This window comes from Pseudomonas spelaei (assembly GCF_009724245.1).
Taxonomy (GTDB): Bacteria; Pseudomonadota; Gammaproteobacteria; order Pseudomonadales; family Pseudomonadaceae; genus Aquipseudomonas; species Aquipseudomonas spelaei.
The window spans coordinates 29,076-53,639 of sequence record NZ_WNNK01000019.1; the positions used below are offsets into that span (position 1 = coordinate 29,076).

A 24,564-nucleotide genomic window follows, 5' to 3' on the forward strand; every position below is an offset into this window, starting at 1 on the left:
ATTTTCACCGTCGTCCGCGGGGTCTGGGCCGATGCTTTCGGCGCCGGCATCCTGAAGGCTAATCCACTCGACCGCATCAGTAACGTCGGATCAGACGTCGACCTGGAGCACGCTGACCCCTTTAGTCGCGCCGAGATCGAGTTGATCGTCAAAAACGAAAAAACCCCTGTAATCATCAATGATTACAGGGGTTTAGTCTTATTCAATAATGGCGGAGAGATAGGGATTCGAACCCTAGGTACCGGTGAAGGTACAACGGATTTCGAATCCGTCCCATTCGGCCACTCTGGCATCTCTCCAACGGCGCGCATCATAACAGCCTGTTACCGGGAAGCAAAGCTCTGAAGAGATTTTTTTCCGTGCTATCAGATGCTTGCGTCGATTACAGCGGTACGCCAAGACGGTTGGCGACTTCTTCGTAGGCTTCAATGACGTCACCGAGCCCCTGGCGGAAGCGGTCTTTGTCCATCTTCTTGCGGGTGTCCTTGTCCCACAGGCGGCAGCCGTCCGGGCTGAATTCGTCGCCCAGGACGATGGAGCCGTCGTGGAATACGCCGAATTCGAGTTTGAAGTCCACCAGCAGCAGGCCGGCGTCGTCGAACAGTTTGCTCAGGACATCGTTGACCTTGAGGGACAACTCCTTCATGCGCACCAGTTGCTCAGCGGTGCCCCAACCGAATGCCACGACGTGGGATTCGTTGATGAACGGGTCGCCCTTGGCGTCGTCCTTGAGGAACAGTTCGAAGGTGTAAGGGTTGAGCTTGAGGCCTTCTTCCACGCCCAGGCGCTTGACCAGGCTGCCGGCGGCGTAGTTACGCACGACGCACTCGACCGGGATCATGTCGAGTTTTTTCACCAGGCATTCGTTGTCGCCCAACAGTTTGTCGAATTGGGTCGGAATACCGGCCGCTTCGAGTTTCTGCATGATGAAGGCGTTGAATTTGTTGTTCACCATGCCTTTACGGTCGAGCTGTTCGATGCGCTTGCCGTCGAACGCCGAGGTGTCGTTGCGAAACAGCAGGATCAAGCGGTTGGCGTCGTCGGTCTTGTAAACCGATTTGGCTTTACCGCGGTAGAGTTCTTCACGTTTTTCCATGATGGGCTCCGCTTGCTAAGTAGGTGGGCTAGGCGATGTGTCGCCAGTCGAGCCCTGAATCTTGATCGGCCAGTTGCAGCCAGTCCGGGTCGCACCCAAGGGTGTCGACAAAACATTGCCGGGCAAGCGTCGGCAGGTTGTTCTTGCTGCTCAGGTGGGCCAGGACCAGGTGTTGCAGGTCTTGCCAGCCCAACTCATACACCAGGTACGCCGCCTGGTGGTTGTTCAAATGTCCCAACTCCCCGCCCACCCGTTGCTTGAGAAAGTACGGGTAGTGACCGCGTGCAAGCAGGTCACGGCAGTGGTTGGACTCGATCATCAATGCATCAAGGTCCCGGTAACCGTCCAGCACCCTGGAGCAGTAGGAACCCAGGTCGGTGAGCAAGCCGAAACGGCGCTCACCGTCACTGAACACATACTGCGTGGGCTCCTGGGCGTCGTGAGCCACGGCAATCACGTCGATGCTCAGGGCACCGACTTGCAGTTGCTCGCCACCGGCCAGGAAACCTGCGGGTTCAATAGGTTTGCGCATCCCGCGCAAGGTACCGCGACTCAGGTAGACCGGAAGATTGTAGCGCCGAGACAGCAAACCCACGCCATGCACGTGGTCGGCATGTTCGTGGGTCACCAGAATCGCGCTCAGCTGCGCGGGGTGAACCCCCAGGCGCAGCAAGCGCCGCTCGGTTTCCCGCAGGGAGAAACCACAATCTACCAGGACGTACGTGTCGTCGTGGGCTACAAGCGTGCCGTTCCCTTGGCTACCGCTGCCGAGAACGGCAAAACGCATCGGATCAGCCCAGGTTGTCCTGAATCGCGCCCAACACTTTGCGCGCCACTTCTGCCGGCGCCACGGTGTTGATGTTTTTCTCGACGGTGACCTGCACGCTCTCGCCGACCTTGCTCAAACGAACCTGATAACGCTCGGCGCGAGTTTCGACTTCTTCCTTGGTCGGTGTGCTACCGAACAATTTGCTGAAGAAACCTGGCTCTTCATCTTTCCTCTCGGCTTTTTCGGCCAAGTTGATGTAGTACAGGCCCAGGCTGCGGTTGATGTCTTCAACCCGCCATTGACCCTTTTCCAGCGCACGGCCAACACTCGACCATGCACGGTCCAGGTCTTCACCCAGGTTCAGTACGACGTTGCCGCTGCCGTCTTCGCTGAGGCTGACACGGCTAGGCGTGTCAAAACTGCCTGCGGCGAGCAGGGAGACAGACCCGCCCTTCTCGGAGATGCGGCTCATGCTGGCAAGCATTTCGTCCACCAACGCGGAATCAACACCGGTGTTGACCGAGCGCGTGGTGAAGTCGACGTCGGCCGTGCTGCCCGCAGGACGCTGGGCACTGACCACATAGACTTCACTGGTATTACGCTGCACGCCTGGCTCGATGCGCACCCGAATACGGGTTTCGCCGTCGCCAGCCACACCGCCGGCTTGCAGGCGCTTGGCCATTGTGGCCGACAGTTCGCTCGGGTGCTGCCACGCCGTGGTGAACTCACCGGTTTGCGGGCGCTGTTGATCCATGCGAAAGCCGTTGTCCTGGAAGAACTGCACGGCCACCGGCCAGACTTCGGCAGGTGGGCGCTGGGCCATGATCCAACGTGAGTCACCGCTCTTCTGCAGGCTGTAGTCGCTGGCATCGGCCACGGCCGAGATCGGCTGTGGGCGCGGTACTTCGAATTCGCCCTTGAAGGTGTCGTCCGCGACGTTGCGCGGAATTGGCAGCAACGGGTCAAGACGCTTGGCGACAGTGACATCCGGCGGCAGCTGCATCGGTTTGGAGGGTTGTGCTTCCAGGTAATCGCTGCCGCGGTCACGGAAGTAGCCTTCCGGGCCCCAGATCCAACCGCAGCCACTGGTGCTGGAGATAATCAAGGCAAGTGCGGAAAGTCCGGCCAATCGCTTCATGCGTAGTGCTTCCTCAATTAAACCAGGACGCCGGACTGGCGCAGGGCCTGTCGCAGCGGTTCGTGACAGGCTTCGCTGAGCCAGGTGAGCGGCAGACGGATACCGTCCGGCATCAGGCCCATCTCATGCAGCGCCCATTTCACGGGAATAGGGTTGGATTCGATAAACAGGGTCTTGTTGAGCGGCATCAGCGTCTCGTGGATCGCACGTGCAGTGACCGCGTCACCGGCGATGGCGGCGGCGCACAGCTCGCTCATGGCACGCGGGGCAACGTTGGCGGTCACCGAAATATTGCCTTTGCCACCCAGTAGGATCAGCTCGACAGCGGTCGCGTCATCACCGGAATACACCAGGAAGTCGCTGCTCACACCGGCGAGGATATCCTTCGCACGCTGCATGTCGCCGGTAGCTTCCTTGATGCCGATGATGTTCGGCACGGAGGACAGGCGAATCACCGTCTCGGCCTTCATGTCGCACGAGGTGCGACCGGGAACGTTGTAGAGGATCTGCGGGATGTCTACGGCTTCGGCGATGGTGCGGAAATGCTGGTACAAGCCTTCCTGAGTCGGCTTGTTGTAGTACGGCGTCACCAGCAGGCAGGCATCGGCGCCGGCTTTCCTGGCGTTTTTGGTCAATTCGATCGCTTCGCGGGTCGAATTCGCGCCTGTGCCTGCGATCACGGCAATACGCCCTGCAACGCGCTTGACCACGTACTCGATCACCTGGATGTGTTCTTCCACATCAAGCGTGGCCGACTCACCCGTGGTGCCGACCGCCACAATGGCGTTGGTGCCCTCTTGCAGGTGGAAGTCCACCAGTTTGCCCAGGCTGTCCCAGTCGAGATTACCTTGTGCATCCATGGGTGTGACCAGTGCCACCATACTGCCCGCAATCATGCAACCGCTCCTGCCGGAAAAAGAGAGCGGTAATGGTACTGGCGCCAAGATGCTTGCACAAGCGAAGTACCGTATGAGTACGCGTTATGGATCAACTTAGTCGCCCGCAATGCCATCATTGAGGCAAAGAAGGGTTTGATGAAGGCGATAACGTAATGAAAACGCCACCTCCTAGCCCTTGGCGATGGTTTTCGCTACCCTTCATCCTTTGATTGATACCGCTGTCATCGTATCGACCGCTCATCGCTTTAGGAAGGCTGCATGTCCACCCCCACAGTCCGCGAACAATTCCTTGTCATCAGTGCCCTTGGCGCCAACCCCATGGAGCTGACTAACGTCCTGTGCCGCGCCAGCCATGAAAATCGCTGCGCCGTCGTGACCTCCCGCCTGACCCGCCATGGCGAGTGCAGCGCGCTGGTCCTGCAGATTTCCGGAACCTGGGATGCCTTGGCACGTTTGGAAACCGGCTTGCCAGGCCTGGCCAAGAAACACGACTTCACCGTCAACGTGGTACGCAGTGCAGCGCTGGAGAACCGTCCTCAGGCCCTGCCTTACGTGGCTTATGTCAGTTCGGCCTACCGTTCGGACATCGTCAACGAGCTGTGCCAGTTCTTTATCGACCATAACGTCGAGCTGGAAAACCTGACCTGCGACACCTATCAGGCTCCCCAGACCGGCGGCACCATGCTTAATGCCACTTTCACCGTGACCTTGCCGGCCGGCGTGCAGATCAGTTGGCTGCGCGACCAGTTCCTGGATTTCGCCGATGCCCTGAACCTCGATGCACTGATCGAGCCATGGCGCCCACAGAACCCAATGTAAGGAAGCTTTCATGGCTGTAGTCATCGACAAACCGGTAGCCGACTTCGAAGCCCAGGCCACCAGCGGGCAGACCTTCAGCCTTTCCGGGCTCAAGGGCAAGCAAGTAGTGATCTACTTCTACCCGAAAGACAGCACTCCGGGTTGCACCACCGAAGGCCAGGGTTTCCGTGACCAGTACGCAGCGTTCAAGGCCGCCAACACGGAAGTGTTTGGTGTGTCCCGGGACAGCGTTAAGTCCCATGAGAACTTCAAGGGCAAGCAGGAATTCCCCTTCGAGCTGATCAGCGACAAGGACGAGGCTGTCTGCCAGCTGTTTGATGTGATCAAGCTGAAGAAGCTATACGGCAAGGAATACCTGGGTGTTGATCGCAGCACCTTTCTCATCGACAAGGATGGGGTGCTGCGTCAGGAATGGCGTGGCGTGAAAGTGCCAGGGCATGTGGATGCTGTTTTGGCGGCGGCGCAGGCATTGAGCAAGGCTTGATTACGGCGGTGGCTGTTAGATAGCTATCGCAGGCAAGCCAGCTCCCACATCTGATGCAACTCGGGCAATCATGTGGGAGCTGGCTTGCCTGCGATGGGGCCATCAGCCCCACCCCATCGATTAAAGTAATGGCGCAACTACAGGTTCTTGCCGCGGCCACGCATCCAGCACGGCCTTGAACAACGTCGCCAGGGGAATTGCAAAGAACACCCCCCAGAATCCCCACAGACCGCCAAACAACAATACCGCACAGATGATCGCCACCGGATGCAGGTTCACCGCCTCGGAGAACAGCAGCGGTACCAGCACGTTGCCATCCAGCACCTGAATAATGCCGTAGACCGCCATCAGGTAGATGAACTGGTCGCTCCAGCCCCACTGGAACAACGCTATCAACAACACCGGCACCGTCACCACCACGGCACCGACATAGGGCACCACCACTGACACACCGACCAGCAGTGCCAACAGGGCCGCATAATTCAGCCCCAACGCGACAAAGCCAATGTAGGTCACGCCACCGCAAATAAAGATCTCAATGACCTTGCCACGAATGTAGTTGGCGATCTGCCGGTTCATTTCCTGGGCGACACGGGTAATCAGCGCCCGCTCCCGTGGCAAATACCCACGCACCCAGCGACCGATCATTTCCCGGTCCTTGAGAAAGAAGAACACCAGGATCGGTACCAGTACCAGGTAGATCATGATGTTGACCAGCAGCGGCAGGCTCGACAGCGAAAATGTCAGCGCCCATTGCCCGAACTTTCCGATCTCGCCCCGTGCCACTTCAATGGCCTGCAACACTTGCTCGTCCGACACCAGATGCGGATAGCGTTCAGGCAATAGCAGCAACAGCGACTGCCACTTGGCGAGCATGCCCGGCAGTTCGTTGAACAGGGTGATCACCTGATGCCACAACAGCGGCACGACCACCACGATAAACACCAGAAGCGCGCCCATGAACAAGGCAAACACCAGGCCCACCGCGGCCCCGCCGGGCAGTCGCAAACGCTCCAGGATAGTCACCAGGCCTTGCATCAGGTAAGCCAGCACCATCCCCGCCAAGACAGGCGCCAGCATGCCACCCAAGGTCAGTACGGCAGTGAAGGCCAGAAACAGCAGAACAGCCAGCACCACGGCTTCCTCGTCGGAGAAATAGCGCTGAATCCAGTCACGTAACACTTTGAACATCAATCAACCTCGGGCAATGGGGACAAGCACACTCGAAAGGTTTCAGGCCTTGCGCAACCAGTAACGATAGACGCCAGCTTCGTCTTCTTCATGCAGCAACGTGTGGCCGGCCAGCTTGGCGAAGGTCCGGAAATCCCGCTGGGAACCGGCGTCCGTTGCAATCACCTTGAGTACCGCACCGCTGGCCAGCCGATTGAGCTCCAGTTTGGCCTTGAGCAGGGGCAACGGACAGTTGAGCCCGCTGGCATCGAGTTCGGCATCAAAGGCTACAGCGTCGGTCATGGTTCTACTCCGGGAGGGCGTCGGGGGCCGCTTAGAATATCTGGTCCGAAGCTCAGTGTCCGGCTACAGTAAGCTCTTTGTCGAAAGGCTTTGTGCATGACTTTTTTGCGCCCTACCCTGCTGACGCTGGCTTGCCTGCTTGCCTCTCCAGGCTTCGCCGACGAGCTGCCGTCACTTGGCGACGCCAGTTCTGCCATTGTCTCGCCGCAACAGGAATATCAACTGGGGCGGGCATGGCTGGCTTACCTGCGCGGCCAGGTCTCGCAACTTAACGACCCGCAGCTCAAGGACTACGTCGAAACCAGCGTTTATAAACTGGTGGAGACCAGCCAGGTCAACGACCGGCGTCTGGAATTCATTCTGATCAACAGCCCGCAGCTGAACGCCTTCGCGGCGCCTGGCGGCATCGTCGGGGTCAACGGCGGCCTGTTCCTCAATGCCCAGACCGAAGGTGAATACGCCTCGGTGCTGGCCCACGAATTGGCTCACTTGTCCCAACGCCACTTCGCCCGGGGGATGGAAGCGCAGCAACGCATGCAGATCCCGATGATGGCAGCCCTGCTCGGCGGGATTATCGCCGCCGCCGCAGGTGCCGGCGACGCAGGCATTGCCGCGATTGCCGGCAGCCAGGCGGCAGCAATCCAGGAACAGCGGCGGTTCTCCCGGCAAAACGAACAAGAGGCGGACCGTATCGGCATTCTCAACCTGGAGAAAGCCGGCTATGACCCACGCTCCATGCCGACCATGTTTGAACGCCTGATGCGCCAATACCGTTTCGATGCCAAGCCACCGGAATTCCTGCTGACTCACCCGGTGACCGAATCGCGGATCGCCGACACCCGTAACCGCGCCGAACAGTCCAAGCCTGGGGGCAAGGAAGACAGCCTGCGCTATCAACTGATTCGTGCCCGGGTTCAGCTGTATTACGAAGACACCCCAGGGTTGGCAGCCAAACGCTTCCGTGCCCAATTGGATGAAAACCCGAAAAACGACGTGGCACGCTACGGCCTGGCCATCGCCCAGATCAAAGGCACCCAGCTTAATGATGCCCGGGAGAACCTCAAGCCACTGCTGGCCAAGGCTCCCAACGACATCACCTACAACCTGGCGCAGATCGAACTGGATATCACCAACAACCGCCTGCCAGATGCCCAGCAGCGCACAGACCGGATGCTGACCCAATACCCAAGCAACTATCCGCTGAATCAGGTACGGGTGGATCTGCTGCTCAAGCAAAACCGCACCGCGGATGCGGAAAAGGCTCTGGAAGGTTTGCTCAAGTCTCGTCCCGATGACCCGGACGTCTGGTACCAAGTCGCAGAAACTCGCGGCTTGTCAGGCAATATCATTGGCCTGCATCAAGCCCGCGCCGAATATTTCGCATTGGTGGGCGACTTCCAGCAGGCCATTCAGCAGTTGGACTTCGCCAAGCGACGTGCCGGCAGCAACTTCCCACTCTCGTCACGCATCGACGCTCGCCAACGTGAGCTGATCGAACAGGAACGCCTGGTCAAGGGGATGATGAGCTAAACCGCTCACCCACAAAAAAGCCCCGCTCTAAAGCGGGGCTTTTTATTGGACTACGACTAGCGGCTTACTCAGCCAGCTTGAAGGTAATGAAGCTGGCACGACCCTGGCGCAGAACACGCATCGACACCGAGCGATTCTTCGGCAACGCCTTGGCGATGTCGGTGAATTCCTTGGTGGAGTTGATGGCCTGGTTGTTCAGGTGAGTGATGACATCACCCGGCTGCAGGCCGATCAAGGCAGCAGGACCATCCTGAACCTCCTTGATCACCACACCGCTCTTGAGGTCGAAACTCTTCTTCTGCTCATCGGTCAGCTCGACCACGGCAATGCCAAGGCGGTTGCTGCTGCGCTCGGCACCGGACTTGTTGCCCAGGGCGTCAAGCGTCGAACCTTCTTCCGGAATGGCACCTACGGTCAGCTCGACAGTTTGGCGCTTGCCTTCGCGGATAACTTCCAGCTTGGCCTTGCTGCCCGCCTTGAGCGCGCCCACCAGATGCGGCAAGTCTGCAGACATGACGATCGGCTGGCCGTTCATGCTCAGGATCACGTCGCCTACTTGCAGGCCACCCTTGGCAGCTGGGCCGTCGTCCTGAATCTGCGCAACCAGGGCACCGGCCGGCTTGTCCAGGCCGAAGGATTCAGCCAGGTCCTTGTTTACTTCCTGGATCACCACGCCCAACCAGCCACGGCTGACCTTGCCACCGCTTTTCAGCTGGTTGGAAACGTCCATGGCCACGTCGATCGGGATCGCAAAGGACACGCCCATGAAACCACCGGAGCGGGTGTAGATCTGCGAGTTGATACCGACAACTTCGCCCGCCAGGTTGAACAGCGGACCACCGGAGTTACCCGGGTTGATCGGCACGTCGGTCTGGATGAACGGCACATAGTTTTCATTCGGCAGGCTGCGACCGATGGCGCTGACGATGCCCTGGGTCACGGTATGGTCAAAACCAAACGGCGAACCGATGGCAACCACCCACTGCCCGGCTTTCAGGTCCTGGGACTTGCCCAGTTTCAGCACCGGCAGGTCTTTACCTTCGATCTTCAGCAAGGCCACGTCAGAGCGAGGATCAGTGCCCACCAGCTTGGCCTTGAGTTCGCTGCGATCCGCCAGACGCACGAGAATTTCGTCGGCATCGGCGATCACGTGGTTGTTGGTAAGAATGTAGCCGTCCGGAGAGATGATGAAGCCCGAACCCAGGGATTGAGCTTCACGCTGGCCGCCACCACGGGGCGAACGCGGTTGTGGCATGCCACGCTCGAAAAACTCCCGCAACATCGGCGGCAAGCCTTCAAGGTCAGGCATTTGCTGATTGGAGACTTTGCGATCCGGCAGCTTCTGGGTGGTACTGATGTTAACCACGGCAGGCGACGCCTGCTCCACCAGTTGGGTGAAGTCAGGCAGCTCGGCCGCTTGCGCGGTAACAGCCTGACCCAGCACCAGTACCGTGGCGACTATGGATAGGTAAGACTTCAAACGTGGTATCGACATACAGCTCCCGTTACGACGAGCAGGGTTGAGCGACAGGGTTCAATAAACGCCGGAAACTGTAGCCGACATTTTTGTTCCACGAACAAAACAAGGCCAGAGCCGAGAAGCCCTGACCTATAAAAAACATGGGAACATTTTGCAAGTGAAAATGCTGTCCAGACATTTCATGTTCTCAGCAGGCATCGACTTTCTCCTGCGCAACTTTGAAATATCAGGATGAACATAGGATTAACGACTCACGGCTTGACGGGCGTCGAGCCGCTGCGTACAGACAGGGCAATGCGTTCGGCGGTACCGATAGGGATTTCGCCAACTACCGTCACCATCACCTCCCCTTCCGGGGCAGTCAGACGTCGTGAAACAGCTACAGTCGGTCCTAGTTGGGTGCGAGTCTCGGTGACCGCCGCACCGTTGAGCGGCTCAAAAAACACCGAAAAGCGTGCCAGACCATCGCCATACATCAGGCTGTTGACGACAACGTTGGTCTTGGCGTCCTTGCGGGCGCGGCTGCTGGTCAATTGGAAGCCCGGTGGCAACCAATCCAGCGTCCACGCTTGAGGGGTATCCACCTCCGACTCTTTATTGCTGGAGGCCACTACCGGCTTACAGTCGCCGCTGGGCTGCAACTCATGATCGTCGGGAACATCGGAGGTATTCAATTGAGTGAACTGGAAACGCTCCAGCAACTGCCCCTGATCATTGAGCAACAAGGATTTCAGCGGCAGCGCGGTTTCACGGTCCAGATGCAGCTCGAAGCCATAGCGATATTGGTCACGGGGAGTCAGGGCCACGATCACGGCATTACGGCCAGCGACGCGCGACTTGCCTATCACGGCAAGGTCGTAGAATGCTTTAAGTGCTTGTGGGTCAAGAGCGCGGGCAGAGGAATCAGGTGAGTCGCCGAGTCCGGCAACCAAAGTGCCGCTGACGCACTGGGTACGCCCATCGACACGCACGACCTCCTGGGCGGAACCGTCGAGCTGCAACAGCCGCTCGCGGACCTGACCATTCTGGACGCGATGCCAGATGTCATGGGTAGAAAAGCTACCGTTACGCTCGTAGATGAAGGTGCCCTGGAAGCTTTGCTGTTGCTCTGCACGCCCAAGACGAGTCAGCCAGTCTTGGGCTTCGTCGGCATGGGCAGGTACTGCAAACCAGCCACTGAGCAAAAGCGCAAGGAGCGGTATGGCGCGCATAAGGCTCCTTAGCGGTTTAGCGGTTTTCCAGGCTTGCAGCGCGGGCGTATGGCAGAGCGCTTTCGGTGCCTTTGAGCGCCGATTGCTGGGCGTGCTGGCGCAGGTAACCTGGCAGACGCTGATCCTGCCAGCCGGATTGACCTTGAAGCACACCGTTGGCCATCGGCCCGGTAGCGTCAGAGCTTTCCTTATAGCCCGCCAGTACTGCCGGACCCTTGACCTGCGGGCCAGCCATAACTGGTTGCTGGGTTTGCTGAGCCAATTCGGCACCGGCGATTTCGTCCTGGTTATACAGGCGAACACCGGCCAATACAGCGAGAGTCACCGAGGCTGCTACTGCCAGACGCCCCAGGCTACGCCAAGGACCGCGAGCAGCCTTTGCCGGAACGGCTTCATCAGCCAGCGCAGCAGAAACGGCCGCAGCAATATCCAGACGAGGGATTAATAGATCCTTGTGCATCACCGCCCGAGCGACTTGGTAACGAGACCAGGTATCACGGGTTTCGGCGTCATCAAATGCATTAAGCACTCGACGAAGTTCCAATTCATCCGCTTCGTTATCCATCACTGCGGACAGCGATTCCTGCAGGGCATCACGACTCATGGCGGTTCCTCTCTTGGCTGTCGCCGCTGTCTTTAGTTTTCCTGCAACAACGGCTGCAGGGCTTTATCGATGGCTTCCCGGGCCCGGAAGATCCGGGAGCGAACGGTCCCCACCGGACACTGCATGACGCTCGCAATGTCTTCGTAACTCAGACCATCGAACTCACGTAAAGTTAATGCCGTACGCAAATCTTCTGGCAGTTGCTGAATGGTTCGATGGACCGTGCCTTCAATCTCGTCGCGCAGCAATGCACGCTCCGGCGACTCGAGATCTTTGAGGCCGTGATCACCATCGTAAAATTCTGCATCTTCCGAACTCACATCACTATCGGGTGGGCGGCGACCGCGAGACACCAGATAGTTCTTCGCCGTGTTGATGGCGATGCGGTATAGCCACGTGTAAAACGCACTGTCACCGCGAAAATTGCCAAGTGCCCGATACGCCTTGATAAAGGCTTCTTGTGCGACATCCTGGGCTTCATGGGTGTCGTGCACAAACCGCACGATCAACCCGAGAATTTTGTGCTGGTATTTCAGCACTAGCAGATCAAATGCACGCTTATCGCCGCGTTGAACACGCTCGACCAGCTGCTGATCCTCTTCCTGGGTTAGCATGAACACTCCTCGTTGTACCTGGAGGAGGCTTGCATAACTAAACGATCAGGCTTGCAAACATAGACTCGGGCTTTTCGCAAAAGTTCTCCCCCTCCAAGCAAGTTTCCGGCGCGCACTGTTTTGGCACACACGAAAAACGCAGCACGGGCAACCCCGGCTGCGCGAATAATCTTTTCGCCAGTTTTCTGACACGCCTCATATTCCAGGCTGACCAGTAAATCCAACGTTTTCCCAGCTTTCGGGCAACCTGCTATTGAGTCGAGGCTTATGCAAAAAGTTCCCCCGCTCACACCTGGCCGTTTTCTGAAAGCCGTGCAGTTCGTTGACCGTAGTCTCACAATGCCACGAATGCCCGGCTATTGTGCCGATCCCCCCCTCTATATACTAGTGGGCCGTGTGACCCTTTGATTCGCCGATCCAGGCGTCCTGTTTGCGCCAACCCTTCGGATCGCTTTTTGCGGAATCCTTCAAATGAGCCAACAGTTTCAACACGATGTTCTGGTGATTGGCAGCGGTGCGGCGGGCTTGAGCCTTGCCTTGACCCTGCCGAGTCATCTGCGCATAGCCGTACTGAGCAAAGGCGACCTGGCCAATGGCTCGACCTTCTGGGCCCAGGGCGGTGTCGCGGCGGTACTGGATGACACCGATACCGTCCAGTCCCACGTCGAAGACACCCTTAACGCCGGAGGCGGCCTGTGCAATGAAGACGCGGTGCGCTTTACCGTCGAGCACAGTCGCGAAGCCATCCAGTGGCTGATCGACCAGGGCGTGCCCTTCACCCGGGACGAAGAGTCTGGCACCGACGACGGTGGTTTCGAGTTCCACCTGACCCGCGAAGGCGGCCACAGCCATCGGCGCATCATCCATGCCGCCGATGCCACGGGCGCGGCCATTTTCAAGACCCTGCTCGCCCAGGCCCGGCAGCGCCCCAACATCGAACTGCTGGAACAGCGCGTCGCCGTCGACCTGATCACCGAAAAACGCCTGGGCCTGCCGGGCGAACGCTGCCTCGGCGCCTACGTGCTCAACCGTGGCAGCGGCGAAGTCGACACCTATGGCGCCCGCTTCACCATCCTGGCCTCGGGCGGCGCGGCCAAAGTCTACCTCTACACCAGCAACCCCGACGGCGCCTGTGGTGATGGCATCGCCATGGCCTGGCGCTCCGGCTGTCGGGTGGCCAACCTGGAGTTCAACCAGTTCCACCCCACCTGCCTGTATCACCCGCAAGCCAAGAGTTTCCTGATCACCGAAGCCCTGCGCGGCGAAGGCGCACACCTGAAACTGCCCAACGGCGAACGCTTCATGCAGCGCTTCGACCCACGGGCCGAGCTGGCGCCCCGGGATATCGTGGCCCGGGCCATCGACCACGAGATGAAGCGCCTGGGCATCGACTGCGTCTACCTGGACATCAGCCACAAACCCGAAGCCTTCATCAAGACCCACTTCCCGACGGTCTACGAGCGCTGCCTGACGTTCAACATCGACATCACCAAAGGCCCGATCCCGGTGGTCCCGGCGGCGCACTACACTTGCGGCGGCGTGATGGTCGACCAGCAAGGTCGCACGGATGTGCCCGGCCTGTACGCCATCGGCGAGACCAGCTTCACCGGCCTGCACGGTGCCAACCGCATGGCCAGCAACTCACTGCTGGAGTGTTTCGTCTATGCCCGCTCGGCGGCTGCCGACATCCTCGAACAACTGCCGCGCATCCCGGTGCCTGCCGCCCTGCCCCGCTGGGACGCCAGCCAGGTCACCGACTCCGACGAAGACGTGATCATCGCCCACAACTGGGACGAGCTACGGCGCTTCATGTGGGACTACGTGGGGATTGTGCGCACCAACAAGCGCCTGCAACGAGCGCAGCACCGGGTGCGATTGTTGCTGGATGAAATCGACGAGTTCTACAGCAACTACAAGGTCAGCCGCGACCTGATCGAGCTGCGCAACCTGGCGCAGGTAGCCGAATTGATGATCCGCTCGGCCATGGAGCGCAAGGAGAGTCGAGGCCTGCATTACACCCTCGATTACCCGCAGATGCTGCCCGAGGCCCGGGACACTATTCTGGTGCCAGCCACCTACGGCGACTGAACTTCAAACGCACTCGCAGGCGCCGATGCACATCGGCGACCTGCGAATCCCTCGGCACACAGATCGAGCGCACCCGCCAATCGCCTTGCACGCGAAAGCGCAGCACCACGATCAACGGTAGTGCCAGGCTGTCGGGGCGCAGTTGCACACTGTGCCAGCCTCGCTCGTGACTCCAGAGCTGCCAACCGTCAGCATCACGACGCAAGCCGCGAATCGACGAACGGTGAGTCAGCAGGACATGGCGCGGCAGGACCCAGCCCGCGTGAGCCAGGCAAAGGATGGCGCCCAGCACAGCGACCCAAAGGGAAACAGCCAGAACCATCAATGCACCCAGCGCGAACAGCTGGGCGAGGAGATACCCCGCCAGCAATAGCCGTGAGGCCTGCCAGCGGCATTCGAAGCTATTACTTGGGCTGGACACGATCCAGAATCATCCGAACCATGCGCTGCAGCTCCGGGTCTTCCGATTCGGCCCGCTCCATGAACCAGCCGAACATGTCCTGATCCTCGCACTCCAGCAGCTTGCGGTAGCATTCACGGTCGACATCATTGAGGTGCGCATAGACCTCCTTGACGAACGGTACCAGCAACACATCCAGCTCAAGCATGCCACGACGACTGTGCCAGTACAGGCGATTGAGTTCTACATCTTCGACCATGGAGCGCTCCTCAAATAGAGCGCAAGTATACAGGCCCAAGGAGCTCGGAACAGTCGGCTTTGGTCGGCATATGGAAACTACCCATTTGCCGGACGCCCCTCTATGATGCACTCATAACTTTTCAACCTGCGATGACCCATGGCTGACTCTGCTTTCTTCTGCCCCCTGTCCCACGAAGGCGTTCTCGCCGTCCGCGGCGCTGACGCTGCCAAGTTCCTGCAGGGACAACTGACCTGCAACCTCAATTACCTGAGCGACACCCAGGCCAGCCTCGGCGCCCGCTGCACCCAGAAAGGCCGCATGCAGTCGAGCTTCCGGATCCTGCTGCAAGGTGATGGTGTGCTGTTGGCCATGGCCAGCGAACTGCTGGAGCCACAACTGGCGGACCTGAAGAAGTACGCTGTGTTTTCCAAATCCAAACTGACCGACGAAAGCGCCGCCTGGGTGCGTTTCGGTCTGTCGGATGCGGACTCGGCACTGCTCGGCCTGGGCCTGGAACTGCCGCCTGAAACCGACAGCGTCGCCCGTACTGACGAGCTGATTGCCATTCGTGTATCCCCTGGCCGCACCGAACTCTGGGCACCTGCCACGCAAGCCGAGACCGTGCGCAGCCAACTGGCCGCACATTTGAAAGAAGGTGATCTGAATCAGTGGCTGCTGGGGCAGATCCGCGCAGGGATCGGCCAGGTCATGGCCCAGACCCGCGAACTGTTCATCCCACAGATGCTCAACCTGCAAGCCGTTGGCGGCGTCAGCTTCAAGAAAGGCTGCTACACCGGCCAGGAAATCGTCGCCCGCATGCAGTACCTGGGCAAGCTCAAGCGCCGCCTCTATCGACTGAGCCTGGACGCCAGCGAGCTACCCGAGCCCGGTACGCCACTGTTTTCTCCAAGCCACAACAGCGCCATCGGCGAAGTCGTCATCGCCGCGCGGGCCGACCAAGTGATTGAACTTCTCGCGGTACTGCAAGCCGAAGCAGCAGACGGCGGCGATGTGCATGTGGGTACGCTGGAAGGACCGGGCCTGCAGTTGCTCGACCTCCCTTACCAACTGGACCGTGATCGCGAGATCCAGCGTTAATCGCCGTACTTTTTGGCAGCACCCTAGAGATTAGAAATGAACAAGCTGGCGGAAAAAGTCCAACAGGCTTTGGTTGAGGCCATCGATAACGATGACCTGGTTCTGCCAACGTTACCGGAAGTGGCCCTGAAAATTCGTCAGGCCGCTGAAGACCCGGAGATCAGCATCAGCCGTTTGAGCAAAGTGATCGGCCGCGACACCGCCTTGTCAGCGCGACTGATCAAAGTGGTCAACAGCCCGTTGCTGCGGGCGACTCAGGAAGTCACTGACCTGCACACCGCCATCACCCGGCTGGGCACCAACTACAGCAGCAACCTGGCCATCGGCCTGGTGATGGAGCAGATCTTCCACGCCCGCTCCGACGTGGTCGAACAGAAGATGCGCGATGTCTGGCGCCGCAGCCTGGAAGTGGCGGGCGTCAGCTACGCCCTGTGTCGAAATCACAGCCAATTGAAGCCTGATCAAGCGGCCCTCGGTGGCCTGGTGCATCAGATTGGCGTGCTACCGATCCTGACCTATGCCGAAGATCGCTACGAGCTGCTGGCCGACCCGGTCAGCCTCAACCATGTGATTGAAAGCATCCACCCGCTGCTGGGGGACAAACTGCTGCGCGTCTGGGACTTTCCGGAGATGCTGGTGGACGTGCCGGGGCAATACCTGGACCTGACACGCGACTCTGAAAAACTCGATTACATCGATGTGGTGCAGGTAGCGGTTCTGTATTGCCACAAAGGCACTGAGCACCCGCTGGCCACCGTGCCCCTGTCGACCCTGCCAGCCTTCAAAAAGCTGCGTATCGACCCGCAAAGCCGCACCTTCAACACCGACCTGGATGAAGCACGGTCGATGTTTTACTGACTACCCCGCGTTAAAACTCACCCGCACCTTCAACCCCGCCGACTCACCGTCATGCAGACTGATCTGCGCCAGATGCGCCCGGCAGATTTCCCCGACAATCGCCAGGCCCAATCCCGACCCCATGCCCTGTTGACTACGCCGATAAAAGCGTTCGAACACCCGATCTCGCTCATCCCGCGGGATACCCGGGCCATCGTCTTCGACTTCCAGCACCGCCGGCGCCGTGACTCGCAGGATCACATTACCGCCCGGTGGCGTATGGGCCAGTGCGTTATCCACCAGATTACTCAACAGCTCGTTCAACAAAGTAGGCTCACCCCGTAGCCATACCGGCTCATCCGCCTCCAGCGCCAGGGCGACACCCCGGGCGTGCGCCAACGGTGCCATGGCCATGCCCAGCTCCCGAGCCAATTGGCTGAGATCAAGCAACTGCGCACCGCCTTCAGCAATCGCCCGGGCACCATTTTCGATACGGGCCAGGGACAGCAGTTGGTTGGCCAGGTGAGTCAGCCGATCAGTGCCCTGGGCCGCCGTTTCCAGCGTACTACGCCAGGTGGCCGGATCTTCGGCACGCAAGCCCAGCTCCAGGCGGGCCTTGAGCGCCGCCAGCGGTGTGCGCAGCTCATGGGCAGCATCGGCGATAAATTGCGCCTGGCGCTCGAACTGCCCACGCAAACGTTCGGTGAAATGGTTAAGGGAACGCACCAACGGCCCCAACTCGTGCTGCACCTCCACCAATGGCAATGGTCGTAAGTCATCCGGCTGGCGTTCCTCTACCGCCGTACGCAAGCGCTCCAGCGGGCGTAGTGCCGCACTGACGGCAAACCACACCAGCAGCAACGCACCAATGGCCAGCATGCCCAGGCGCAACAAAGTGTCAGCCATCAGGCTACGCGCCATGCTGACCCGTGCCTCATCGGTTTCTGCCACGCGGATTTCCGCCATACCGTTCATGTTCGGTTCGGACACCGCCTTGAGCAGGCTCACCACCCGCACGTTCTGCCCTTGGTACTTGGCGTTGTAGAAACGCGCCAAGGCAGGATAGTCGTCAGTGCGTGGCGTACCCGGTGGCGGGCCGGGCAGGTTTTCGTAGCCGGAAATCAGCTGCTGGTGAATGTCGTTGACCTGGTAATAAATCCGTCCGGCACTGTCGTAGGCGAACGTGTCCAGCGCCACGTAGGGCACATCGGCACTGAGGGTACCGTCACGATGGGACAGCCCGGCGGCGATGGTCCGTGCCGATGCCAGCAGCGTTCGGTCATAGGCCGTGTCGGCGGCTTCGCGGCCATTCCAATAAGCGCTCAAACCACTGGCAATCATCAGCACCACGAGCAACAGCGCCAGGTTCCACAGCAAGCGCCAACGCAGGCTGCTGGGCTTATGCATCGCGGGCTTCCAGCAAATAGCCCAGGCCACGGAAGGTGACAATGGCCACAGGCTGGCCGTCGAGTTTCTTACGCAGGCGGTGTACGTAGATTTCGATGGCGTCAGGGCTGGCTTCTTCATCGAGACCAAACACCTGGGACGCCAACTGTTCCTTGCTCATGACCCGGCCCGGTCGAGCGATCAAGGCTTCCAGCACCGCCTGCTCACGGGAGGTCAGGGTCAGTAATTCACTGCCCAAGGTAAAGCGCCGCGTATCCAGGTCATAAACCAAAACCCCGCATGCTTGCTGGCGTTCGCCGCCCAGCACGCTACGGCGCAGCAACGCCTTGACCCGAGCTTCCAGTTCAGTGAGTTCGAAGGGCTTGGCCAGGTAATCGTCAGCGCCCAGATTCAGGCCATGAACCCGGTCCTTCACATCACTGCGGGCCGTCAGCATCAACACCGGAAGATTTTTCCCTCGGGCCCGTAAACGCGCCAGCACCTCAAAACCGTCCATGCGCGGCAGGCCCACATCGAGGATCGCCACCGCATATTCCTCGCTGCTCAAGGCCAGGTCCGCCGCGACCCCATCGTGCAACACATCGACGGTCAAACCCGTGCTCTTGAGCGCCTGGGCGACACTTTCGGCTAGCTGCAAATGGTCTTCGACCAGAAGGACACGCATGGATCTGTACCTCGTTCGGGAGTGGTCGGCGCCACACTTTGACCGGGAGTTTACAGGCGCCACCCTGGCTGTGAAGCCCGAAAACATTGAAAGACAACTGAAAGGTTAGTGAAAGCTTCGCCCTTTAGCATCCAGCCACGGTGGGTTACGTCCGCCGAGCTATTTCACCGATAGCGCCCGAAAAACGCCTTGATGCGTTTTCGTCAAATAAGAACAATAACGGGAGTACTCCAACGATGCTGTCTTCACAGCCACAGGCTTGCCCGCCTGTTCGTTTTTCTCGCCTGACCCAGACCGCCCTCGCCAGTGCCGCCGCCCTTGCCGGTTTTTCACCGCTTGGCCAAGCCGCCTTCTTTGAAGACAGCAGCGCGACCCTCGAAACCCGCAACATGTACTTCAACCGCGACTTTCGCGACGGCACCAGCAAACAACAGTCCAAACGTGACGAGTGGGCCCAAGGCTTCATGCTCAACCTGCAATCGGGCTACACCGACGGCACCGTCGGCTTTGGCGTCGATGTGCTGGGCATGCTCGGGGTCAAGCTCGACTCCAGCCCTGACCGCACGGGCACTGGCCTGTTGCCAACCCACGACGACGGCCGTGCGGCCAACCAGTACTCCAAGCTGGGCATCACCGGCAAGATGAAAATCTCCGCCACAGAACTGAAAGTCGGCTCGCTGATCCCGGAACTGCCAATCCTCAAGCCCAACGACGGCCGTATCCTGCCGCAGACCTTCAACGGCGGCCTGCTGACCTCCAAGGAGTTCAAGAACCTGGTGTTCACCGGTGGCCGCCTGGACAAGGTCAAAGACCGCGACGACAGCAATTACGAAGACATCGCGCTCAACAACAAGAACGGGCGTTTCGTCAGCGGCGCCACCGGCAAGCATTTCAATTTTGGCGGCGTGGACTACAAGTTCGCCGACAAGATCACCGGCAGCTACCACTTCGCTCAGCTTGACGACGTGTACCGCCAGCACTTCCTTGGCCTCATGGCTTCACGCCCGGTGGGCCCTGGCACCTTCGCCGCCGACCTGCGCCTGGCCATCAGCGATGACACCGGCAGCGCGCGTGGCGGCAATATTGATAACAAATCCCTCAACGGTATCTTCAGCTATGCCCTCAATGGCCATAAGCTCAGCGCCGGCTACCAGCACATGTCCGGTGACAGCGCCTTCCCTTACGTGGATGGCAGCGACCCGTACCTGGTCAACTTCGTGCAGATCAACGACTTTGCCGGTGCCGAAGAGCGCTCCTGGCAGGCCCGCTATGACTACGACTTCGCCAAGCTGGGGATTCCCGGCCTGAGCTTCATGAGCCGTTACCTGTCCGGCGACAACATCAAACTCAAGAACGGCGAAACCGGCAAAGAGTGGGAGCGCAACAGCGAGATCAAGTACGTGGTGCAAAGCGGCACGTTCAAGGATGTGGCCGTGCGCTTGCGCAATGCCACTTACCGTTCCAACTATTCGGCCCGTGATGCGGATGAAGTGCGCGTGCTGGTCAGTTACAGCGTCGCACTGTGGTAGTAGACCCACCCCATAACAACAATGACGGAGATTCTCATGACCCTTTCACTGCGTAAATTGGCCCTGGCAGCCAGCTGCATGCTGTTCGCCGGCCAACTGCTGGCCGCCGGCGAGCCCAAGCGCCCGGAATGCATTGCACCCGCCTCGCCCGGCGGTGGTTTTGACCTGACCTGCAAACTGGCGCAAAGCGCGCTGGTCAACGAAAAGCTGCTGAGCAAACCCATGCGTGTGACGTACATGCCTGGCGGCGTGGGCGCGGTGGCCTACAACGCCGTGGTGGCTCAGCGCCCAGCGGACGCGGGCACCTTGGTGGCCTGGTCCAGCGGTTCGTTGTTGAACCTGGCCCAGGGCAAGTTCGGTCGCTTCGACGAGAGCGCAGTGCGCTGGTTGGCGGCAGTCGGCACCAGCTACGGTGCCATCGCGGTGAAAAGCGATTCCCCCTACAAAAACCTCGACGATCTGGTCCAGGCGCTGAAGAAAGATCCGAGCAAAGTGGTCATTGGCTCCGGCGGCACTGTCGGTAGCCAGGACTGGATGCAAACTGCACTGATCGCCAAGGCTGCCGGGATCAACCCGCGTGACCTGCGTTACGTCGCCCTGGAAGGCGGCGGTGAAATCGTCACGGCGTTGATGGGCAACCATATCCAGGTGGGCAGTACCGATATTTCCGACTCCATGCCCCATATCCAGAGCGGTGACATGCGCCTGCTGGCGGTGTTCTCGGAAAAGCGCCTGGACGAGCCAGAGATGAAGGACATTCCGACCGCCAAGGAACAAGGCTATGACATCGTCTGGCCTGTAGTACGTGGTTTCTACCTCGGGCCAAAAGTCAGCGATGAAGACTACGCCTGGTGGAAAGATGCCTTCGACAAACTCCTGGCTTCGGAGAAGTTCGCCGAACTGCGCGACCAGCGTGAACTGTTTCCCTTCGCCCTGACCGGCCCGGAGCTGGACACCTACGTGAAGAAACAGGTGGCTGACTACAAAGTGTTGGCCAAAGAGTTCGGCCTGATCCAGTAATCGCCCCTCTGTGGGAGCGGGCTTGCTCGCGAAAAACTTCAACGATGACGCGTGCTGCATGGATACACGCGACATCCTTGTGTTCTTCGTGAGCAAGCTCGCGCCTACAAGAGTCTCCAAGGAGTTCTCCATGCTCTTACAACGCATTTTCGCTGCTGTGCTATTGCTGGCCTGTGCCGGCCTGGCACTGATGGCCTGGCCATATCAGGCGTCGTTTTCCTACGAGCCCGTCGGCCCCCGGGCGTACCCATTACTGATGCTCGGGCTGATGAGCCTGGCGTTGATCTACATGCTGTTTCGCCCACAACCGACCAAGCACAGCGATGACGAACCCCCGTTGGACCGTGCAACGCTGATCAAGATCGGCATCTGCGTGGCACTGCTGCTGGTGTTTGCCGGCACCTTCGAACCCCTGGGTTTCATTCTCAGCAGCATGTTGATCGGTATTCCGATGGCACGGCTATATGGCGGCCGCTGGCTGCCCAGCGTGGTGATCATCACCTTGATGAGCGTCGGCCTTTATCTGCTGTTCGATAAGGCCATGGACGTGCCACTGCCCCTCGGCCTGCTCGACGTTTTGGAGAACTGATATGGATACGCTTGGCTATTTGGGCCAGGGTTTCGGCGTCGCGCTGACCCCCTATAACCTGATCACCGCACTGTGCGGCACCTTGATCGGCACCGTGGTCGGCCTGCTGCCGGGCTTGGGCCCGATCAACGGCGTGGCACTGCTGATCCCCATCGCTTTCGCCCTCGGGCTGCCGCCTGAGTCGGCCTTGATCCTGCTGGCGGCCGTCTACCTCGGCTGCGAATACGGCGGCCGGATCAGCTCGATCCTGCTGAACATTCCAGGTGAAGCCTCCACGGTGATGACCACCCTCGACGGCTATCCGATGGCCCGTAAAGGCCTGGCCGGTGTGGCCTTGTCGCTGTCGGCCTGGAGTTCGTTCATCGGTGCGTTTATCGCCACCTGCGGCATGGTGCTGTTCGCTCCCCTGCTGGCGAAATGGGCGATTGCTTTCGGGCCTGCGGAATATTTCGTACTGATGGTATTCGCCATCGTTTGCCTGGGTGGCATGGCCGGCGACAAGCCATTGAAAACCTTTGTCGCGGCGTTGATCGGCCTGTTTCTGTCAGCGGTGGGTATCGACGCCAACAGCGGCGTGTACCGCTTTACCGGCGACAACATCCACCTGACCGACGGCATCCAATTCGTGGTGCTGGTGCTGGGCCTGTTCTCCATCAGTGAAATCCTGTTGCTGCTGGAAAAAACCCACCATGGCCAGGAAGCGGTGAAAGCCACCGGCCGCATGATGTTCAACTTCAAAGAAGCGGCGTCGGTGTTCGTGGTGAACATTCGTTGTGGCCTGCTGGGCTTCATCATGGGCGTATTGCCAGGTGCCGGTGCGACACTGGCCAGCGCCGTGGCCTACATGACCGAGAAACGTATCGCCGGCGCCAGTGGTGAATTCGGTAAAGGTGACAAACGCGGCCTGGCTGCCCCTGAAACCGCCATCGGTGCCGCCGCGTGCGGCGCACTGGTACCGATGCTGACCCTGGGCGTACCGGGTTCGGGCACCACGGCGGTGATGATCGGCGCACTGTCGCTGTACAACATCACGCCGGGGCCGCTGTTGTTCCAACAACAACCAGACATCGTCTGGGGCCTGATCGCTTCGTTGTTTATCGCCAACATCATGCTGGTGATCCTCAACATCCCGATGATCCGCATCTTCACCCGCATCCTTGCGGTGCCGAACTGGGCGCTGGTGCCGGTGATCGCCATCATCACCGCGATTGGCGTCTACGCCGTTCACGCCACCACCTTCGACCTGTTCCTGATGATCGGCATCGGCATCTTCGGCTACATCCTGCGCAAGCTGGATTTCCCGCTGTCGCCGGTCCTGCTGGGCTTTATCCTCGGCGGCCTGATGGAACAGAACCTGCGCCGTGCGCTGTCGATCTCCAACGGCGAACTGCAAATCCTCTGGTCGAGCCCGATCACCTTTGGTGTGTGGGTACTGACGGCGTTGATGCTGCTGTTCCCGCTCGTGCGGATCTACCGCAAGCGTTCGCTGCAGCGTCGTGCCGTGGCTGATGTCTGAGGTCACCTTTAAACAGTGGTGGGGAACCCCGCTGGTCGGTCTGCTGGGGGGTTACCTCGCCAGCCAGATCGGCTGGCCGCTGCCGTGGATGGTCGGCTCGTTGCTGGCGATCATCCTGGTGCGCTGCCTGACACCCTGGCAACTGGCGGAAATCCCCGGCGGACGCAAATGCGGCCAATGGGTGGTCGGCATTGGTATCGGCCTGCACTTCACCCCAATAGTGATCGAGCAGGTCATGAGCCACTTTGGCTTGATCTTCTTTGGCGCGCTGGTGACCAGCTTGTCGAGCATTGTCGGCGTGTGGTTGATGCGCCGCAGTGGCGAAGACCGTGCCACCGCGTTTTTCTCCAGCATGCCGGGCGGCTCCGGCGAGATGGTCAACCTCGGCGCTCGCAATGGCGCAGTGCTCAGCCGCGTTGCGGCGGGGCAAAGCTTGCGGGTGCTGGTGGTGGTGCTATGCGTACCTGCAGCGTTCAAATATTTGCTGGGGGAAGGTGCTCCACAACTTCATCCGGCAACCGTCAACTGGGCCTGGCTGGCACTGTTATTTCCCGCTGGCGGATTAGTTGCCTGGGGCTGGCAACGCTTGCGCCAGCCAAACCCGTGGTTATTCGGGCCGTTGCTGGTCAGCGCTATCGTCAGCATCACCTGGGATTTGCATATCGGCCTACCCGACGGCGGTAGCCAGATCGGCCAGTGGTTGATCGGCAGCGGCCTGGGTTGCCACTTCAACCGACAATTCTTTCGCCGCGCCCCGTTGTTCATGGGCCGCACCTTGATCGGCACGGCCCTGACCATGTTGATCGCAGCGCTCGCGGCCGTGGGCCTGAGCGCCCTGACCCACCTGGATCTACGCTCGCTGACCCTGGGCATGATGCCCGGCGGCATTGCCGAGATGAGCCTGACGGCAGAAACCCTGCAACTGTCGGTGCCGTTGGTGACCGCGATGCAGGTGATGCGCTTGTTGTTTGTGTTGTTTCTGGCGGAGCCGTTGTTCAGGCATTGGAACAGGCAGCCGGAAAAAATTTAAAGCCGTAACACAGCGCCCACAAAGCCTC

General features: G+C 59.7%; 25 protein-coding genes and 1 tRNA gene. 11 read left to right on the forward strand and 15 right to left on the reverse strand.

Features of this window, described 5'->3' with window-relative positions; translation table 11 throughout:
- Positions 1 to 209 precede the first annotated feature (209 nt).
- The 5 genes from GNF76_RS20625 to dapA form a co-directional block, all read right to left on the reverse strand.
- Positions 210 to 299 (reverse strand) — tRNA-Ser (locus tag GNF76_RS20625).
- 83 nt (positions 300 to 382) lie between these two features.
- A complete protein-coding gene (gene purC / locus GNF76_RS20630; RefSeq protein ID WP_076962501.1) occupies positions 383 to 1,096 on the reverse strand; it encodes a phosphoribosylaminoimidazolesuccinocarboxamide synthase in 714 nt (237 codons plus the stop codon).
- A 28-nt stretch (positions 1,097 to 1,124) separates the two neighbouring features.
- Entirely contained in the window at positions 1,125 to 1,883 is a 759-nt protein-coding gene (locus GNF76_RS20635; RefSeq protein WP_155584966.1) for an MBL fold metallo-hydrolase, read from the reverse strand.
- Between the two features lie 4 nt (positions 1,884 to 1,887).
- Entirely contained in the window at positions 1,888 to 3,003 is a 1,116-nt protein-coding gene (bamC, locus tag GNF76_RS20640) for an outer membrane protein assembly factor BamC (protein ID WP_155584967.1), read from the reverse strand.
- Between the two features lie 17 nt (positions 3,004 to 3,020).
- The gene (gene dapA, locus GNF76_RS20645) at positions 3,021 to 3,899 is read right to left on the reverse strand and encodes a 4-hydroxy-tetrahydrodipicolinate synthase (protein ID WP_155584968.1); all 879 of its coding nucleotides are present in this window, start codon (positions 3,897 to 3,899) and stop codon (positions 3,021 to 3,023) included.
- A 261-nt stretch (positions 3,900 to 4,160) separates the two neighbouring features.
- On the opposite strand from dapA, the gene GNF76_RS20650 reads away from it, so the two are divergent.
- Together GNF76_RS20650 and GNF76_RS20655 are read left to right on the forward strand one after the other, a co-directional pair.
- Positions 4,161 to 4,721 (forward strand): glycine cleavage system transcriptional repressor, encoded by a 561-nt coding sequence (locus GNF76_RS20650; protein ID WP_003172487.1) that lies wholly within the window; start codon positions 4,161 to 4,163, stop codon positions 4,719 to 4,721.
- 10 nt (positions 4,722 to 4,731) lie between these two features.
- Positions 4,732 to 5,205, forward strand: coding sequence for a peroxiredoxin (locus tag GNF76_RS20655; protein ID WP_155584969.1), 474 nt, complete (start codon positions 4,732 to 4,734; stop codon positions 5,203 to 5,205).
- 120 nt (positions 5,206 to 5,325) lie between these two features.
- On the opposite strand, the gene GNF76_RS20660 is transcribed toward GNF76_RS20655, so the two are convergent.
- Positions 5,326 to 6,396, reverse strand: a complete 1,071-nt coding sequence (locus GNF76_RS20660; RefSeq protein WP_155584970.1) for an AI-2E family transporter — start codon at positions 6,394 to 6,396, stop codon at positions 5,326 to 5,328.
- Positions 6,397 to 6,438: 42 nt separating this feature from the next.
- On the reverse strand, positions 6,439 to 6,678 hold the full coding sequence (locus GNF76_RS20665; protein ID WP_003211989.1) for a sulfurtransferase TusA family protein: 240 nt from the start codon (positions 6,676 to 6,678) through the stop codon (positions 6,439 to 6,441).
- A 96-nt stretch (positions 6,679 to 6,774) separates the two neighbouring features.
- Here GNF76_RS20665 and GNF76_RS20670 point away from each other — a divergent pair, with 96 nt between their 5' ends.
- Complete coding sequence (locus GNF76_RS20670) at positions 6,775 to 8,208, forward strand: M48 family metalloprotease (RefSeq protein WP_155584971.1); 1,434 nt, start codon at positions 6,775 to 6,777, stop codon at positions 8,206 to 8,208.
- A gap of 64 nt (positions 8,209 to 8,272) precedes the next feature.
- On the opposite strand, the gene GNF76_RS20675 is transcribed toward GNF76_RS20670, so the two are convergent.
- The 4 genes from GNF76_RS20675 to rpoE all read right to left on the reverse strand — a co-directional run bounded on the left by GNF76_RS20675 (position 8,273) and on the right by rpoE (position 12,117).
- Positions 8,273 to 9,703 carry a DegQ family serine endoprotease gene (locus GNF76_RS20675; RefSeq protein WP_155584972.1) on the reverse strand — a complete coding sequence of 477 codons (1,431 nt, stop codon included), beginning with the start codon at positions 9,701 to 9,703 and terminating at the stop codon, positions 8,273 to 8,275.
- Between the two features lie 236 nt (positions 9,704 to 9,939).
- Positions 9,940 to 10,899, reverse strand: a complete 960-nt coding sequence (locus tag GNF76_RS20680; RefSeq protein WP_155584973.1) for a MucB/RseB C-terminal domain-containing protein — start codon at positions 10,897 to 10,899, stop codon at positions 9,940 to 9,942.
- A 16-nt stretch (positions 10,900 to 10,915) separates the two neighbouring features.
- A complete protein-coding gene (locus GNF76_RS20685) occupies positions 10,916 to 11,503 on the reverse strand; it encodes a sigma-E factor negative regulatory protein (RefSeq protein WP_155584974.1) in 588 nt (195 codons plus the stop codon).
- 32 nt (positions 11,504 to 11,535) lie between these two features.
- The gene (rpoE, locus tag GNF76_RS20690) at positions 11,536 to 12,117 is read right to left on the reverse strand and encodes an RNA polymerase sigma factor RpoE/AlgU (protein WP_003172477.1); all 582 of its coding nucleotides are present in this window, start codon (positions 12,115 to 12,117) and stop codon (positions 11,536 to 11,538) included.
- A gap of 471 nt (positions 12,118 to 12,588) precedes the next feature.
- Here rpoE and nadB point away from each other — a divergent pair, with 471 nt between their 5' ends.
- Positions 12,589 to 14,205: an L-aspartate oxidase gene (gene nadB, locus GNF76_RS20695; RefSeq protein WP_155584975.1), complete on the forward strand. Its 1,617-nt coding sequence runs from the start codon at positions 12,589 to 12,591 to the stop codon at positions 14,203 to 14,205.
- Here nadB and GNF76_RS20700 read toward each other — a convergent pair.
- Positions 14,174 to 14,626, reverse strand: coding sequence for a YgfX family protein (locus GNF76_RS20700; protein ID WP_178123462.1), 453 nt, complete (start codon positions 14,624 to 14,626; stop codon positions 14,174 to 14,176). The two genes, nadB and GNF76_RS20700, sit on opposite strands and share 32 nt — an antisense overlap.
- A complete protein-coding gene (locus tag GNF76_RS20705; RefSeq protein WP_155584976.1) occupies positions 14,610 to 14,864 on the reverse strand; it encodes an FAD assembly factor SdhE in 255 nt (84 codons plus the stop codon). Before GNF76_RS20705 ends, GNF76_RS20700 begins: the two co-directional genes overlap by 17 nt.
- A gap of 138 nt (positions 14,865 to 15,002) precedes the next feature.
- Between GNF76_RS20705 and ygfZ the strand changes: the two genes are divergently transcribed.
- Positions 15,003 to 15,944 (forward strand): CAF17-like 4Fe-4S cluster assembly/insertion protein YgfZ, encoded by a 942-nt coding sequence (gene ygfZ / locus GNF76_RS20710; RefSeq protein ID WP_155584977.1) that lies wholly within the window; start codon positions 15,003 to 15,005, stop codon positions 15,942 to 15,944.
- 36 nt (positions 15,945 to 15,980) lie between these two features.
- The gene (locus tag GNF76_RS20715; RefSeq protein ID WP_155584978.1) at positions 15,981 to 16,802 is read left to right on the forward strand and encodes an HDOD domain-containing protein; all 822 of its coding nucleotides are present in this window, start codon (positions 15,981 to 15,983) and stop codon (positions 16,800 to 16,802) included.
- Here GNF76_RS20715 and GNF76_RS20720 read toward each other — a convergent pair whose 3' ends face one another.
- Both GNF76_RS20720 and GNF76_RS20725 read right to left on the reverse strand, forming a co-directional pair.
- Positions 16,803 to 18,188 carry a sensor histidine kinase gene (locus GNF76_RS20720; protein WP_155584979.1) on the reverse strand — a complete coding sequence of 462 codons (1,386 nt, stop codon included), beginning with the start codon at positions 18,186 to 18,188 and terminating at the stop codon, positions 16,803 to 16,805.
- Positions 18,181 to 18,852, reverse strand: coding sequence for a response regulator (locus GNF76_RS20725; RefSeq protein WP_155584980.1), 672 nt, complete (start codon positions 18,850 to 18,852; stop codon positions 18,181 to 18,183). The genes GNF76_RS20720 and GNF76_RS20725 overlap by 8 nt, the downstream gene beginning before the upstream one ends.
- A gap of 236 nt (positions 18,853 to 19,088) precedes the next feature.
- Between GNF76_RS20725 and GNF76_RS20730 the strand changes: the two genes are divergently transcribed.
- The 5 genes from GNF76_RS20730 to GNF76_RS20750 all read left to right on the forward strand — a co-directional run bounded on the left by GNF76_RS20730 (position 19,089) and on the right by GNF76_RS20750 (position 24,536).
- On the forward strand, positions 19,089 to 20,381 hold the full coding sequence (locus tag GNF76_RS20730; RefSeq protein ID WP_155584981.1) for an OprD family porin: 1,293 nt from the start codon (positions 19,089 to 19,091) through the stop codon (positions 20,379 to 20,381).
- A gap of 30 nt (positions 20,382 to 20,411) precedes the next feature.
- Entirely contained in the window at positions 20,412 to 21,401 is a 990-nt protein-coding gene (locus GNF76_RS20735) for a Bug family tripartite tricarboxylate transporter substrate binding protein (RefSeq protein ID WP_178123472.1), read from the forward strand.
- A 130-nt stretch (positions 21,402 to 21,531) separates the two neighbouring features.
- Positions 21,532 to 21,990 (forward strand): tripartite tricarboxylate transporter TctB family protein, encoded by a 459-nt coding sequence (locus GNF76_RS20740; protein ID WP_155584983.1) that lies wholly within the window; start codon positions 21,532 to 21,534, stop codon positions 21,988 to 21,990.
- Between the two features lies 1 nt (position 21,991).
- Complete coding sequence (locus tag GNF76_RS20745) at positions 21,992 to 23,506, forward strand: tripartite tricarboxylate transporter permease (RefSeq protein ID WP_155584984.1); 1,515 nt, start codon at positions 21,992 to 21,994, stop codon at positions 23,504 to 23,506.
- Positions 23,499 to 24,536: an AbrB family transcriptional regulator gene (locus GNF76_RS20750; RefSeq protein WP_155584985.1), complete on the forward strand. Its 1,038-nt coding sequence runs from the start codon at positions 23,499 to 23,501 to the stop codon at positions 24,534 to 24,536. The genes GNF76_RS20745 and GNF76_RS20750 overlap by 8 nt, the downstream gene beginning before the upstream one ends.
- Positions 24,537 to 24,564: the final 28 nt, after the last annotated feature.

What these genes read in the sequence shown, in the direction of transcription:
- GNF76_RS20675 (WP_155584972.1), bottom strand. Translation starts at nt 9,703, where the DNA reads ATGTCGATACCACGTTTGAAGTCTTACCTATCCATAGTCGCCACGGTA.
- GNF76_RS20680 (WP_155584973.1), bottom strand. Translation starts at nt 10,899, where the DNA reads ATGCGCGCCATACCGCTCCTTGCGCTTTTGCTCAGTGGCTGGTTTGCA.
- GNF76_RS20740 (WP_155584983.1), top strand. Translation starts at nt 21,532, where the DNA reads ATGCTCTTACAACGCATTTTCGCTGCTGTGCTATTGCTGGCCTGTGCC.
- rpoE (WP_003172477.1), bottom strand. Translation starts at nt 12,117, where the DNA reads ATGCTAACCCAGGAAGAGGATCAGCAGCTGGTCGAGCGTGTTCAACGC.
- nadB (WP_155584975.1), top strand. Translation starts at nt 12,589, where the DNA reads ATGAGCCAACAGTTTCAACACGATGTTCTGGTGATTGGCAGCGGTGCG.
- bamC (WP_155584967.1), bottom strand. Translation starts at nt 3,003, where the DNA reads ATGAAGCGATTGGCCGGACTTTCCGCACTTGCCTTGATTATCTCCAGC.
- GNF76_RS20705 (WP_155584976.1), bottom strand. Translation starts at nt 14,864, where the DNA reads ATGGTCGAAGATGTAGAACTCAATCGCCTGTACTGGCACAGTCGTCGT.
- GNF76_RS20635 (WP_155584966.1), bottom strand. Translation starts at nt 1,883, where the DNA reads ATGCGTTTTGCCGTTCTCGGCAGCGGTAGCCAAGGGAACGGCACGCTT.
- GNF76_RS20730 (WP_155584981.1), top strand. Translation starts at nt 19,089, where the DNA reads ATGCTGTCTTCACAGCCACAGGCTTGCCCGCCTGTTCGTTTTTCTCGC.
- GNF76_RS20670 (WP_155584971.1), top strand. Translation starts at nt 6,775, where the DNA reads ATGACTTTTTTGCGCCCTACCCTGCTGACGCTGGCTTGCCTGCTTGCC.
- GNF76_RS20660 (WP_155584970.1), bottom strand. Translation starts at nt 6,396, where the DNA reads ATGTTCAAAGTGTTACGTGACTGGATTCAGCGCTATTTCTCCGACGAG.
- GNF76_RS20725 (WP_155584980.1), bottom strand. Translation starts at nt 18,852, where the DNA reads ATGCGTGTCCTTCTGGTCGAAGACCATTTGCAGCTAGCCGAAAGTGTC.
- GNF76_RS20745 (WP_155584984.1), top strand. Translation starts at nt 21,992, where the DNA reads ATGGATACGCTTGGCTATTTGGGCCAGGGTTTCGGCGTCGCGCTGACC.
- GNF76_RS20650 (WP_003172487.1), top strand. Translation starts at nt 4,161, where the DNA reads ATGTCCACCCCCACAGTCCGCGAACAATTCCTTGTCATCAGTGCCCTT.
- GNF76_RS20720 (WP_155584979.1), bottom strand. Translation starts at nt 18,188, where the DNA reads ATGCATAAGCCCAGCAGCCTGCGTTGGCGCTTGCTGTGGAACCTGGCG.
- GNF76_RS20715 (WP_155584978.1), top strand. Translation starts at nt 15,981, where the DNA reads ATGAACAAGCTGGCGGAAAAAGTCCAACAGGCTTTGGTTGAGGCCATC.
- GNF76_RS20655 (WP_155584969.1), top strand. Translation starts at nt 4,732, where the DNA reads ATGGCTGTAGTCATCGACAAACCGGTAGCCGACTTCGAAGCCCAGGCC.
- GNF76_RS20685 (WP_155584974.1), bottom strand. Translation starts at nt 11,503, where the DNA reads ATGAGTCGTGATGCCCTGCAGGAATCGCTGTCCGCAGTGATGGATAAC.
- GNF76_RS20750 (WP_155584985.1), top strand. Translation starts at nt 23,499, where the DNA reads ATGTCTGAGGTCACCTTTAAACAGTGGTGGGGAACCCCGCTGGTCGGT.
- purC (WP_076962501.1), bottom strand. Translation starts at nt 1,096, where the DNA reads ATGGAAAAACGTGAAGAACTCTACCGCGGTAAAGCCAAATCGGTTTAC.
- dapA (WP_155584968.1), bottom strand. Translation starts at nt 3,899, where the DNA reads ATGATTGCGGGCAGTATGGTGGCACTGGTCACACCCATGGATGCACAA.
- GNF76_RS20665 (WP_003211989.1), bottom strand. Translation starts at nt 6,678, where the DNA reads ATGACCGACGCTGTAGCCTTTGATGCCGAACTCGATGCCAGCGGGCTC.
- ygfZ (WP_155584977.1), top strand. Translation starts at nt 15,003, where the DNA reads ATGGCTGACTCTGCTTTCTTCTGCCCCCTGTCCCACGAAGGCGTTCTC.